This window comes from Limnovirga soli (assembly GCF_013106755.1).
GTDB lineage: Bacteria > Bacteroidota > Bacteroidia > Chitinophagales > Chitinophagaceae > Limnovirga > Limnovirga soli.
On the sequence record NZ_WHPF01000007.1, the window covers coordinates 89718 to 103699 of the forward strand.

Annotated in this window: 9 protein-coding genes; 2 read left to right on the top strand and 7 right to left on the bottom strand. The window is 40.9% G+C overall.

Annotation, left to right across the window (positions count from 1 at the left end; genetic code table 11):
* Window positions 1-30: 30 nt before the first annotated feature.
* Entirely contained in the window at window positions 31-594 is a 564-nt protein-coding gene (gene atpH / locus GD597_RS10985) for an ATP synthase F1 subunit delta (protein ID WP_171607908.1), read from the top strand.
* 82 nt (window positions 595-676) lie between these two features.
* Entirely contained in the window at window positions 677-2254 is a 1578-nt protein-coding gene (gene atpA / locus GD597_RS10990) for a F0F1 ATP synthase subunit alpha (protein WP_171607909.1), read from the top strand.
* Between the two features lie 344 nt (window positions 2255-2598).
* On the opposite strand, the gene GD597_RS10995 is transcribed toward atpA, so the two are convergent.
* The 7 genes from GD597_RS10995 to GD597_RS11025 all read right to left on the bottom strand — a co-directional run bounded on the left by GD597_RS10995 (window position 2599) and on the right by GD597_RS11025 (window position 13695).
* A complete protein-coding gene (locus GD597_RS10995) occupies window positions 2599-3498 on the bottom strand; it encodes a sulfotransferase domain-containing protein (RefSeq protein WP_171607910.1) in 900 nt (299 codons plus the stop codon).
* Window positions 3499-3705: 207 nt separating this feature from the next.
* On the bottom strand, window positions 3706-7032 hold the full coding sequence (locus GD597_RS11000) for a T9SS type A sorting domain-containing protein (RefSeq protein ID WP_171607911.1): 3327 nt from the start codon (window positions 7030-7032) through the stop codon (window positions 3706-3708).
* A gap of 391 nt (window positions 7033-7423) precedes the next feature.
* The gene (locus GD597_RS11005) at window positions 7424-9934 is read right to left on the bottom strand and encodes a DNA gyrase/topoisomerase IV subunit A (protein WP_171607912.1); all 2511 of its coding nucleotides are present in this window, start codon (window positions 9932-9934) and stop codon (window positions 7424-7426) included.
* 15 nt (window positions 9935-9949) lie between these two features.
* Entirely contained in the window at window positions 9950-10339 is a 390-nt protein-coding gene (gene gloA2 / locus GD597_RS11010; protein WP_171607913.1) for an SMU1112c/YaeR family gloxylase I-like metalloprotein, read from the bottom strand.
* A gap of 1 nt (window position 10340) precedes the next feature.
* Window positions 10341-10685: a DUF4260 domain-containing protein gene (locus GD597_RS11015; protein ID WP_171607914.1), complete on the bottom strand. Its 345-nt coding sequence runs from the start codon at window positions 10683-10685 to the stop codon at window positions 10341-10343.
* Between the two features lie 103 nt (window positions 10686-10788).
* Window positions 10789-11631: a DUF1835 domain-containing protein gene (locus GD597_RS11020; RefSeq protein WP_171607915.1), complete on the bottom strand. Its 843-nt coding sequence runs from the start codon at window positions 11629-11631 to the stop codon at window positions 10789-10791.
* Window positions 11632-11799: 168 nt separating this feature from the next.
* Window positions 11800-13695, bottom strand: coding sequence for a DNA topoisomerase IV subunit B (locus GD597_RS11025; protein WP_171607916.1), 1896 nt, complete (start codon window positions 13693-13695; stop codon window positions 11800-11802).
* Window positions 13696-13982: the final 287 nt, after the last annotated feature.

The following is a 13982-nucleotide window of genomic DNA, read 5'->3' on the forward strand; positions in this document are numbered from 1 at the left end:
TTACAGGGTAAAGCATGTAAAGTAAAAAAAATGCAACATCCACGTATAGCCGGCAGATACGCAAAAAGTTTGATAGACCTGGCCACAGAGCAAGGTGCACTGGAAACAGTGTATGCTGATATGAAGTTTTTGCAATCGCTTTGTGCTGCCAGCAATGAGTTTGTAAACATACTTCGCAGCCCAGTTATTAAAGGTGATAAAAAGCAACAAATTATAGCTGCAGTTACCACCAATAAAATTGGCAAACTTACTACTGCCTTTAATACATTGCTTATTAACAAAGGCCGCGAAAGCGATTTACCCGAAATTGTAAACGCCTTTATAGATCAATATAATGCCATCCAGGGTATTCATAAAGTTACACTTACAACTGCTGTTGAACTTAGTGAAACCATGAAAAAATCAATTACCGATAAGGTATCTGCAGCAGCCAACCTTTCACAGGTAGAATTGCATACCAAAGTAAACGATGCTTTAATTGGCGGCTTTATACTGGAGTTTAATAATAACCTGGTAGATGCAAGTATTTTGAGAGATTTAAACGATATAAAAAAGACCTTTAGCCAAAACCTATATATTCATAATATAAGATAATGGTTAAATAGCAGGGTTCTTAACATTTAAAAATTGATAACTTCCCTTACCCTTCTTTGGGACGGGGGCAAATTGTACAAATATGGTAGATATTAAGCCAGATGAAATTTCAGCGATACTGCGCCAGCAGTTAAGCAACTTTAACGTTGCCGCTGAGCTGGAAGAAGTTGGCACCGTACTGCAGGTAGGCGACGGTATTGCCCGTGTTTATGGTTTAAATAATGTTCGTTCCGGTGAACTTGTAGAGTTTGAGAACGGCGTTAAAGCCATTGCCTTGAACCTGGAAGAAGATAATGTGGGTGTGGTATTGATGGGTGAAAGCAAGGGAATTAAAGAAGGCGATAAAGTACGCCGTACCGGTAAAATTGCCTCTATTAAAGTAGGGGAAGGTTTGGTTGGCCGTGTTATTAATACCCTTGGCGAGCCTATCGATGGTAAGGGCCATATTACCGGTGAATTGTACGAAATGCCATTGGAGCGTAAAGCACCAGGTGTTATTTACAGAGAGCCTGTAAAAGAACCATTACAAACAGGTATCAAAGCAATCGATGCCATGATCCCTGTTGGTCGTGGACAGCGTGAGCTGGTAATTGGTGACCGTCAAACAGGTAAAACAGCTATCTGTTTAGATACCATTATCAATCAAAAAGAATTTTACGATGCAGGTAAACCTGTTTATTGTATATATGTAGCTATTGGTCAAAAAGCCTCTACTGTTGCCGGTGTTATGAAAACATTGAGCGATTATGGCGCTATGGCTTATACAACTATCGTGGCAGCTTCTGCCAGCGATCCTGCACCACAGCAGTTCTATGCTCCATTTGCCGGTGCTGCTATTGGTGAATTTTTCCGCGATAGCGGCCGTCCTGCTTTGATTATCTATGATGATTTATCTAAACAGGCTGTAGCGTATCGTGAGGTTTCCCTGTTATTACGTCGTCCTCCGGGTCGTGAAGCTTACCCTGGTGATGTATTCTATTTGCATAGCCGTTTATTAGAGCGTGCTGCTAAAATCATTTCTAATGATGATGTGGCTAAACAAATGAACGATTTGCCAGAATCTATTAAACACCTGGCAAAAGGTGGTGGTAGCTTAACTGCATTGCCAATTATCGAAACACAGGCTGGCGACGTATCTGCTTATATCCCTACCAACGTAATTTCAATTACCGACGGTCAGATATTCCTGGAAGGTAACCTGTTTAACGCAGGTATCCGTCCCGCCATTAACGTAGGTATTTCGGTAAGCCGTGTGGGTGGTAATGCGCAGATTAAGTCTATGAAAAAAGTAGCAGGTACTTTAAAATTAGACCAGGCACAATACCGTGAGCTGGAAGCCTTCTCTAAATTTGGTGGCGACCTTGATGCTGCAACCAAATATGTAATTGAAAAAGGTGCCCGTAACGTAGAAATATTAAAGCAGTTACAATATAGCCCAGTTACAGTTGAAAAGCAGGTGGCTATTATTTACCTGGGTACACAGGGTTTAATTAAAGATGTTGCTGTTAAAAATGTAAAAGCATTTGAAGAGCATTTTCTGTTAGAAATGCAGAATAAATTGCCCGAAGTACTGGCAGAATTTAAGAAAGGTAATTTGCCACAGGATGGTTTGGATAAAATGGTGACATTAGCCCAAGGTCTTATTCCTCAGTATAAATAATATATTCGTTATTAATAGTAAACGGCTCCGCATTAAACGGAGCCGTTTTTTTGTAGGTTTGTTTTTTTGAACCCATCGCTTGTGCTACTTTAGGGCCTTCCTTGCGTCGCACTCTTGTGCTGATAGGTACTTTGCGCAGCTAAAAGGAATTACTGATTAGTCTTCTTTATGGCCTATTATTCCAGGTTTACGCTAATCCAAATTTGCCTGCTATTTTGCTCCCCTTAGTTATATCGCACAAGTGTGCGACGCAAGCGGTGTTGCATAGTGTTTGTATTGTTGGACCCATAAAAAAACCACCCTGTACGGCGGGTGGTGTATTTGTTTTAGTAGCTGATTTGGTTTTATTGTTCGCCGGTTGCCAGCCAGTTAGCGCAATCGGCGCCCAGGTTTTGCAGGGCCAGTTGCTCGTATTTTTCACTATGCTGTTTTGTAAGTACTTCTTTCCAGCGGCCATTGGTGCCTTTATTGATAAAGGAATCGGAGCCGCCCTCCCAAAAAGCCCCGCCCAGGGGTACTGATTTTGCCGAGTGCTTTTTCATATAATCAAAACTGCAATGCTCTAATATATCGTTCCAGTTTTCGGGATGGATGTCGATGTGTAGAAAGTTGGCTATTTTTTTTATTTCGCCGGGCATATCGGTTTTTAGTTTTTCGAAATGTAAAAGGTGCACATTGGGCAGGTGCCTGATTTGCCACCAGGATAGTATGTTTTCCCAAAAAGCCCAAAAGGGGTAGCCATCTTTATCTAACCAGTCGTGATAGTATTGTACAATCGATTCAACAGGTTTTTCTATGCGTGGGCCTACAAGACCGGGCGTATCGTTTAAGGCCTGATAAAACAGCTCGTTGGCGGTGGCGTGGTGGTTATATAAACTCCATAATACATCGCGGCCGTCGCGGCCAATATATATGTATTTGGCCTGTGGCGAAAATACCAGTGCATCAACAGGTAAATGAGTTTTTATAAAGCGGCGGTGTTGCTGTGTTTCCAGCGCCGGCATTTTAACTTCAGGCGGCGGTACACGAAGATCGAGCCAGGGCGACATGTCGGAAACATCCAGACCGGCCTGTCCATTAAAAATGAGTTGCGAAATAATTTGCTGTAACCAGGTGGTACCCGATTTGGCGTAGGTGGCAATAATAATGTCGTCGTTTCTAAAAGTAAAATTGTTCCAAATAGTAGAGTCGAAATGATGGCTAAACATTTCCCTCTTTTTTTGTGGCCAGGCAATCTGTTGCATGTGTTTGGTTTTAGTTGTACGTATAACCAATAAATATCATACAAAAAATTGATAATATGAATATGATTTTTGGGCCGGGCAAGGGTACTTTATATGGCTTTACTTGCGTCGCACTCTTGTAGGGTTGGTAATGCTATGCAGCTGTAGAACAACACCTAAAAGCAGCTAAGTAAAATATGCCAATAACCCATTATTCGAGCAAATAGTTTATTGCTTAACCAGTTTTATGGTACTGGTATTTTGGTTTTGCCCGGTAAGCGTTAGTACATATGTGCCACTGGCATAGGCTGCAAATGGCAGGCTGATGGTATTACTGCCAGGCACCATATTTATTTTTTGTTGCTGTAATTGCCTGCCCGTAATATCCGTTATGGTTAAATACCCGGTATATGCTGTGGCAGCGGTTATTTGCACATTGGCTATATTATTTATGGGGTTGGGGCTTACGGTTAAGTTGCTTTTAATAGTATTATTATTACTTAGCTGCTGCGGCTGGTTTACTGCAAAAGCAGGGGTTAATGAAATATTTATAGAAGCAGGAGCTGATGAATCGCAATTGTTTTTTGCTTTTACACCTATTTTGCCGGCAGTAGTGCCCCAGTTTACCCTTATTGAGCCGCTGTTTTGGCCACTAACAATGGTGCCGCCACTAATCGTCCACGTATACTGCAATAGGGCAACGGCAGGCGTTACCGAATAAATTAAACCGGTAGCATTGGCGTTTACGATTGCGGGCCCGTTGATAGCAGTTGGTTTGGTTGGTTTTGCACTAATTATTTTTGTGCTTGGCAAACTAGTACCACAAACATTGGCGGCAGTAACATAAATATTGCCGCTTTTAAAGCCGGTAAGTGCATTAATTGCAAGTGATTTATCAGTAAATACTGCCCCAGCGGCTGGTACAGTACCTGCAGGCGGGAACCAGGCATAATAAGTTGCATTTAATACTTTGGCAATGGAATAATTATAGGGCCCCGTACCGCAAACGCCAACCAAATCTGCATTAGTACCGGTGATAGCACCCGGTCTTGCGGGTTTGGTTAAAGTGCCATCTGCAAGTATAAGGGTATCAGTATCTGTACATCCGCGGGCATCTGTTACCGGGTATATAATGGTACCTGCCTTTGCTGTAAAATTACCCGTACCAGCATAAGGTAAAGTTCCCCCCACTGCCGTTACGGTTACAGTGGTAGAGCCTGCCACACAATTGATAAGGCTATCTCTTGTGGCAATCGCCGTTAGTTTGGCCGGCTCGTTAATGGTATAGGTACTATTACCAAGACAACCGCCTGAGGAGGTTAATTGCAGTGAATAAGTACCGGGTTTTAGATTGGCTATATCCTGTGTAGTGGCTTTAAAGAAAGGAAAGTTAGCACTCGTCCAGCTGTAAATAAATGGTTCTATGCCACCATTGGGAATAATATCTATGCTGCCGTTATTTAAACCATTGCAACTGATATTGGTGGAGATAGAACTTAATAAAGGCTGGCTGTTTACGCCTACTGCTGTTACGGGCATAGTTATACTGTACCCATTACCGGCAATGGGTATAGCACCGCTATAAGACTTATTAATAACAGGCATAAACTTTACAAATACAGGCCCTGAAAACGACGCACCGTATTTTGAAACAATAAGTGAATCTACAAATGCACTGTCTATGTTTGTGGCAAACTTAAGGCCCGCATAGGGCCCAATTTTAATAGGACTGTTTGTTAAGAAATTACCGGTTAGTGTAAAGATTTTTGGGGCGCTTATACTGTTAACACAAAGTGTATCAAATACCAGGTTACCAGATGCTACCAATCCAAGATCGGATAAATCGGCTTTGGGCCTTGCTAACTCTATCAAACTAAAAACAATGTTTTGGTTATCTGCAGCTTTTACATAAAAATCGGAACCCAATTCGGCCCGGTTATTAAAATAGGCATCAGTTAGGGTGATGGTAACATTGCGCCATTGCCCTGAGTTTGTACAGGTAACTTTAACAGGGTAGGCTTTATTTACCCCACCGGTTTTTGAATCGTAAAATAATTGAAAGCTGCCATAACCGGCATCCAGATAAATGATATTGATGGTTACCGGATAAGCTGCATCCAAAGGAGCTTTATTTAGAAAGAGGCTATCAATATCAAAATACAACGCATTTTTTCTTCTTGCTACATCAAATCCACGGGCAAAGCGGCCGTAAATGGCGTTGGAGTCGGCCTGGCGGTCAATATTCCACCAGCCAATACTGGTTGTATTGGGTTGTATCTGGTGCAGGTATCTGTCATAATTGCCGGGGAAAATATCCCAACCCACATCATTAATACCGGTAGCGCCAAGATTATCCAATTCTTTTTGTGTAGCCGCATTAATATCTTCCAGTCTTGCACCAAAAACTTTAAAAGCATTGGCAATATTTCTAAAGCGGGTAGTATCTGCTCTATTATAAGGACCATACTGGGCAACGGGAAAACGTATGGTATCAGCTGCATCTAATCCGTCTCTTAACATACACATGGCATGTGTGGCAGTAGCAATATTTTTTTCACCGGCATATTTGGTATAAAAATGAAAAGAGGGGTCGTATAAAGAATCCTGTATTTGTGCCGTACCCTGATTACAAATATCCAGGCCCCAAAAAATATCGTAGCACATAAGTGCAAACATATTCTTATAAGGAAATTCCTGCCATAAGCCCGATTGCACTGCCCCACCTGTAATTTCAGACCGCGATCTTACGTACACCCCATTTTGCAGATTATTGGTAATATCATATAACCATCCCGATTTTGTTTTTTCATCGTTTAGCTGATAACCCTTACCAATTGTACCGGCTTTTAACCAGCTTCCCGGGCAATTTTGCATTAACCACATGGTTTCTTCTGAGCCATCGTTACTGGGGTTGCTGAGATGATAAATTTTTGGATTGGTATTTAGATACTCATTATAAAAATGCAGGCTAAACTCCTTATACAATTCAAAAAAATCATTGAAGTTTAAAGCATATTCTGGTTCTACCACACCTTTATAGCCAATATAATCTCCGGTACTGCCTAAACATGCCTGTACGGCAATAATTTGTTTGCGAATATTTGGGGGCTGTTGCTCCAGGTGCTGGCGCACAACAGAAACCATACGTTTAAAATAGAATTTATAATCCGCATCGGCGTAATAGGGAGCGTAGCCGGTTTCTTCTCCTGTAAGCGGATCTCTTTCAATTACCCTGGGTACGCCATTGGTATACAACCAATCGGGAGCATCTTCCTTAGTGTATATCAAAATTATAAAGGGTAAAGAATCCGCCGCCCATTGCGATAGTTCATCATCAAAGCCAGCCCAATCCCATTGGCCGGGGGCTGTTTCTATATCTTTCCAGTTGTAATTAAATAAACGTCCTTTTATTTCGGGGTAACGTTGTTTTGATAGTACAGCGCCGGTACTTTGCCAGGTACCAAATTGAATAGTAGTATCAGAAAATTGCGAGATGGCAATAAAAGCAATACAATTAAACAGTCCAAATAAAAGGAATGGCTTGTAATTGATCATGCTTTAAACGTTAGTTTGATTTTAGAACTGCAAAAATTAGACATAATTAAATGGCTTTTTTTTTAAATGGTGCAACATTGCTTACTTATAAGCAAAATTTAATGTGTATATAATGCTGCTTAAATTTTGATTGTAGATTATTTACCAAATGTTAATAATGCTTTTTTGTGCATTTAGTTGAAGCAAGACAAATTTTTGTAACCGGCAGTTGTTTTTCAATGTAGCATACTTGCGTCGCACTCTTGTACTTTCGGCACAACAGGCAACGGTAACTGGTTGGAGTAGTTGGGTATTGGGCAAAAAAAAGCCCGGCTCATCATTGCCCTGAACGATGAACCGAGCGTGGCAAGCGGCGATGCCCAATGTACTTATGCCGGCTAAATAATTGCCTTTAAAAAAGTTCTGTTTGATTGGCTTCTGGTGCTGGTTTTTCCCACTCCATTTCTATGGTTTTGCTAAAATCCATTAGTTTGGCACCAATGGCTTTCCAGCCCATTACTTCTACCATTTTGGCTGTTTTAAATTTGGCGTAACGCACCTGTGCGCCACGGCCGGTTTGTACCACCAAAATGGGCTCTTCGTGTGTTGACACCTGCTCTAAACGGTTGCCTTCGCCCTCTTTTACAAAATAGTATTTGTTGTGCAGGGTGGTGGTTTCTATTTTAAACCGCTTAATGTTGAATTGCTGGTTTTTATTGTCGAGGTATACGGCCGTAATAATTTTTGTGGGGTCGTACTTTTCTATTAATAAAATCTTATCGGTTTCAAAACGCTGGGTTATTTCTGTATCGGTTAATTCATAACTGCCATCAGTATAAATTACCAGAATTCTTTCATCTTCAAATGTACCCAGGAAGCTGCCTTTTTCTTCGGTATTTAAGCGGCCAAATTTATCATCAAACCAAAGCTTTCGGCCACCCAGTGTACTACGGCCTGCTTCTTTAAAACGAATGCTTTTAACCGGGTATTTGGTTACCTGGTTACCCATACTACTGCGGCCTTTTATATCCTGTTCTTCAAAATAAAATTCTGATTCTTTAATACGGGCAGAGCAGGTAGGGCTTAATACAATTCTCACTACTTCTGCTTCTCCATTGGGATTGGCAGAGAAGTAATGGATTTTGCTTTTATCGCTACCCTTTGTAAGGTCGTACTCTTTATCCCTGGTAATACCTGTTACATTAAAGCGTTTGGCATAGCTAATGCCGGTGGCGGCATCCAGGTAAATCATGTTATAGGTGGTACGATCATCATTTTTATTAAAAATGCTGGCATAAATGATGTCTTTACCCACAAACACTTTTTCGCCCACCCGCACCACTTTCATTATACCACGTTTGGTAAACACAATTACATCATCCAGTTCAGAGCAGTCGCTGATAAACTCATCCTTTTTAAGTGATGTGCCTACAAAACCCTCTTCGCGGTTCATGTACACTTTGGTATTGGCAATAGCCACCTGGCGTGCCTGAATAATATCAAACTGTTTTATTTCTGTTCTGCGTTCGCGGCCCTTTCCAAATTTTTTAATGAGGTTCTCAAAATAGGCAACGGCATAATCGGTTAGGTGTTCCAGATCAAACTGTACCTGCTGAATATCTGCTTCAATGCCTTTGATCTGTTCATTCAATTCGTTTATATCCAGCCGGTAAATACGGCGTACGGGTTTTTCGGTAAGCTTTAAAATATCTTCCTTTTCAATAGCCCTTTTCAAGCGCTTTTTAAAAGGTCCAAAGGCCTTGTCTATGGCTTCAATTACCTTGTCCCAGGTTTCGTGTTTTTGCTCCAGTTCCTTATATATCTTTTCTTCAAAGAATATTTTTTCCAGAGAGGTATAATGCCATTTATCTTCCAGTTCGCCCAATTTTATTTCCAGCTCCCGCTGTAACAGTTTTTTGGTATTATCTGCTGAGATAGACAATAATTCGTGCACCCCAACAAAACGGGGTTTTTGCTGAACTATAACACAGGCATTGGGCGATATGCTTACTTCACAATCAGTAAATGCATAAAGGGCATCAATGGTAATATCCGGAGAAATACCGGCCGCCAGTTCAATTTGTATTTCTACTTCCTTAGCGGTAACATCGGTAACTTTTTTAATTTTTATTTTGCCCTGATCATTGGCTTTGGTAATGCTATCGCACAATTGCGAAACGGTAACACCATAAGGCACATCGCGTATGGCCAGTGTTTTTTTATCCATTTCTTCAATATGGCAGCGCACCCTTATTTTACCACCGCGTTTACCTTCATTATAATTGGCAACATCCACCATGCCACGGGTAAGAAAATCGGGAAACAATTCAAAACGTTTGCCACGCAGGTGTTTAATACTGGCTTCGCATAATTCATTAAAATTATGGGGCAAAATTTTGGTAGATAAACCCACTGCAATTCCATCTACCCCCTGTGCCAATACCAATGGAAATTTTACAGGCAATGTAACCGGTTCCTGTTTACGGCCATCATAGCTAAGCTGCCATTCGGTGGTTTTGGCATTAAATGCTACTTCAAGTGCAAACTTAGAAAGCCTTGCTTCAATATAACGTGGGGCGGCAGCATCATCACCGGTTCTTACATCTCCCCAGTTACCCTGGGTTTCTATCAGCAAATCTTTTTGCCCCATATTTACCAGGGCATCGCCAATAGATGCATCGCCATGCGGGTGGTACTGCATGCTTTGTCCAATAATGTTGGCTACTTTGTTAAAGCGGCCATCATCCATTTCTTTCATGGCATGCAAAATGCGGCGTTGTACCGGTTTTAACCCATCTTCCACCGCAGGTACAGCACGTTCCAATATTACATAGGATGCATAATCAAGAAACCAATTTTTATATTGGCCCTGAACGCCCTTCTCGTTACTAAGATCTAATTCTTTACTAATATCTTTTGCCATAGCTGTTTAATCACTTTACATTTCATATAATTCCAAAGGCTGCCCATTGGGATCCATAAAAAAAACAAATTTTTTGCCGGTTAATGCATCTATTCGTACAGGTTGTACCTCTACCTGCATGCTTTGCAGGTAGGCTGCACTGGTATCAACATCTGGTACCGCAAATGCCAGGTGGCGTAAGCCCTTTGCTTCTGGGTAAGAACCACGTTCCCTGTAATCGGGAAAAGAAAATAATTCAATCTGATATTTGCCATTTACCGAGAGGTCAAGTTTATACGATTGCCTTTCTGCACGATAGGTTTCTTCTATAATTTCAAAACCCAAAATGGCCGTATAAAAATGTTTACATACCTCGTAATTATCAGTAAGTATGGCCACATGGTGTATGGATTGTATGTTTAGCATTTTATAAATTTCCCAGGTGTGTAAATTTAAAACCTTCGATTTTTTTTAATCCATAGCCCATCATTCTATCCATGCTGGCATGTCCAAATAAAATAATGCCTGCCAGTTGTATGGTTTGCTGCTGGTAATACAGGCCAAGCATAAATACTGCAATTGCCAGGGCTTTATGATGAAATATATTATAACAAATAGCGCCGGTTGTATTGCCAAATACATATCCAATCATGCCAATATCGGGTGTAAGTATTAATACCAGGTACCACCACCAGGCAAAATGCAACTGGTTAAAGCAAAATATGCTTAATAAAAACATCGCTAATTCTTCTAATTGAATAATTGTTTTCATGCAGTGTTTTTTTAAATGCTTTTATTAACCGGGCAGCATTACAACCATTTAGCTTTACTTGCGTCGCACTCTTGTGCTGCCGGTACAATAGGCAGCAAATGAATTACTCATTTGTGCTTACATTTTCTTCAATTGCTTTTACTCCGGCAAGTTTAACCGTAATTTCTTTCCAGCCTTTTTCCCAATCGCCCTGTAATTCCAATGCACCATATCCTGCCATTTCTTTCATGCGCCAAACTAAAAAAACATCACCGGTTTTTACTTTGGCTTTTGAGAATAAGTTGCCCAATACCTTTTGCAGTTTTTGAGGCTCGGCACTTACTGTATTAATAATTTCTTTATCGTAATAAGTAGCTTCATTACTTACAATTTTTTTGCCGCCTTCCAGCATGCGCACCATACTGTTTTCGGTACATAATTTTTTCCATTCATCGGGGTCTACTTCAAACTCGCTAAGGGTAATGGGGCGTGCCAGTTTTTTGGCTTTTAAAAATTCTTTTGGCTGAATTTCGTATAGTGCTGTTGGGTAAAATATACCGCCCTTTTCATTTATAAAAGGCAGGTTGTTCATGTATAGTACAAATATCCTTCCCTGATATGCTTTTAGTTTGGTCATTAACCAAAAATAGCCGCATACATCGTGCTGGTTTTGCCCCATCCAAATCCATGCATGTAAGGTATTGTCGGCATCCAGCTTTTCCATTAAGGTGTGTAAGGTTAACTTATCATCTACCATATCCAGTTGCTCTGTGTATGGCGAGTGGGTTAATAACATTTTCCACCAATCCCGGCGTTGCTGCCAGCCTTCTGGTTCATCCAATAAGTGCAATGGGCCCACTGCATAATCGTCTTTTATATGCATAATTTCCCCTTGCAGGGTGTTATCCAGTTCAATGGCTTTTTGCAGCGTGTAAGTGTCTGCTTCCTGAAATACTATATGAATCATTAGCATGAATAATTGATAATAAATAATGTTTACTGCTGTTTAGTTTTTATCAGCAGTGTTATGCTTTTATACCTGATTATTTTCCAGCTCAACAAATTGCTGCAGTACAAGAGTGCGACGCAAGTAAAGCCTCATTATATTGCTTTAGCCGGGTACATCATTTAACAACTATGCTTTTACCGGTTCATCAATCAGGTCTAGTTCTATGCGTAAATTATCTATAATAAATTCCTGCCGCTCCATGGTGTTTTTGCCCATAAAATATTCCAGCAGGTTTTGAATATGTTCGCCCTGTTCTAATATTACGGGTTGTAAACGCATATCATCGCTTATAAAACGGCCAAATTCTTCCGGCGAAATTTCGCCCAAACCTTTAAAGCGGGTAATCTCTGGTTTGCTACCCAGTTTTTGCATGGCCGCCTGTTTTTCAGTTTCATCGTAACAGTAAATGGTTTGCTGTTTGTTGCGTACTCTAAACAACGGTGTTTCTAAAATGTACACATGCTGCTGCTTTACCAAATCGGGGAAGAACTGCAGAAAAAACGTCATTAACAGCAAGCGTATATGCATGCCATCCACATCGGCATCGGTTGCTATTACAATATTGTTATAGCGTAAGTCTTCCAGTCCGTTTTCAATATTTAATGCATGTTGCAGCAGGTTAAACTCTTCGTTCTCGTACACTACTTTTTTGGTTAGTCCAAAACAGTTTAGTGGTTTACCACGCAGGCTAAATACGGCCTGGGTTTCTACCTGACGGCTTTTGGTTATACTACCACTGGCACTATCGCCCTCGGTAATAAATATGGTGCTTTTATTTTTGGCTAAAATATATTCTTCCTTGTTTTTTGCAGGCAGGTCATCGTTAAAATGTACGCGGCAATCGCGTAATTTTTTATTGTGCAGGTTGGCTTTTTTAGCCCTTTCGTTGGCCAGTTTTCTGATGCCGCTTAGCTCTTTTCTTTCCTTCTCGCTTTGCTCAATTCTTTTCTTTAATGCATCGGAAGTACTGGGGTTACGGTGCAGAAAATTATCCAATTCTTTGGCAAAAAAATCGGCTATAAAATTGCGCATGCTTTGGCCACCTTCGCTTACATATTGCGAGCCCAGTTTGGTTTTTGTCTGGCTTTCAAACACAGGTTCCTGAACACGTACAGCTACTGCCGCCACAATGCTTTGGCGTATATCGGCAGCTTCATAATCTTTCTTGTAAAAATCGCGGATGGTTTTTACAAAAGCTTCTCTAAAAGCCTGCTGGTGTGTACCGCCCTGTGTAGTGTACTGGCCATTTACAAATGAAAAAATATCCTCCCCATAATCATTGTTATGTGTAAGGGCTACTTCAATATCCTCTCCTTTTAGATGAATAATGGGGTAACGAATTTCATCCTCATTGGTTTTACGTTTTAATAAATCCAGCAGTCCGTTTTTACTTACATAGCGCTTATTATTAAAGGTAATTACCAGTCCGGCATTCAGGTAGCAATAATTCCACAGTAGATTATCCAGGTATTCATGTATAAAATGAAAATTGCGAAACACCGTATCATCCGGAATAAAGGTTACAAACGTGCCATTGCTTTCCTGAGTGGCTGTTTCTTTATGGTCTTTTAGCAAATTGCCTTTTTCAAATTCCGCAGCACGGGTGCGGCCATCGCGATAGCTTTCTACTTTAAAATAATTACTTAATGCGTTTACGGCTTTGGTACCCACTCCATTTAAGCCAACGCTTTTTTGAAATGCCTTGCTATCGTATTTGGCACCGGTATTTATTTTACTTACCACATCCACCAGTTTACCCAATGGTATACCGCGGCCATAATCCCGTATGGTAACGGTTCTTTCCTCTATGGTTATAGCAATATTTTTGCCGTAGCCCATCATGTGCTCGTCAATACAGTTATCCAATACTTCTTTTACCAATACATAAATACCATCGTCTGGCGCAGAACCATCGCCCAGCTTACCAATATACATACCCGGCCGCAGGCGTATATGCTCCCGCCAGTCAAGGCTTTTAATACTATCCTCGTTATATGCAAATATTTCCTTTTCTTCCCCCATAATGTGTCAAAATTTTATAAATCCAGGTGTGGGCCCGGCAGCAGCATTTACTGGCAGCTTTACTTGCGTCGCACTCTTGTACGTTTGCCTGTAATGCAACAAAATAAGAACGCTTTTGGTGTAATGTTGCCCGCACACACCGCCTTTTGCAAAGCTTGGCAAATTACCATATCAGGATTACTTTTTAGCAGTTTGTAGCTGGTTGTGGATAAAACTTTTAGCAAAACCATGGGTGCCGGCCCATATACCCACAAAATGGGGAAATGTACATAAATGGGCGGCATGTA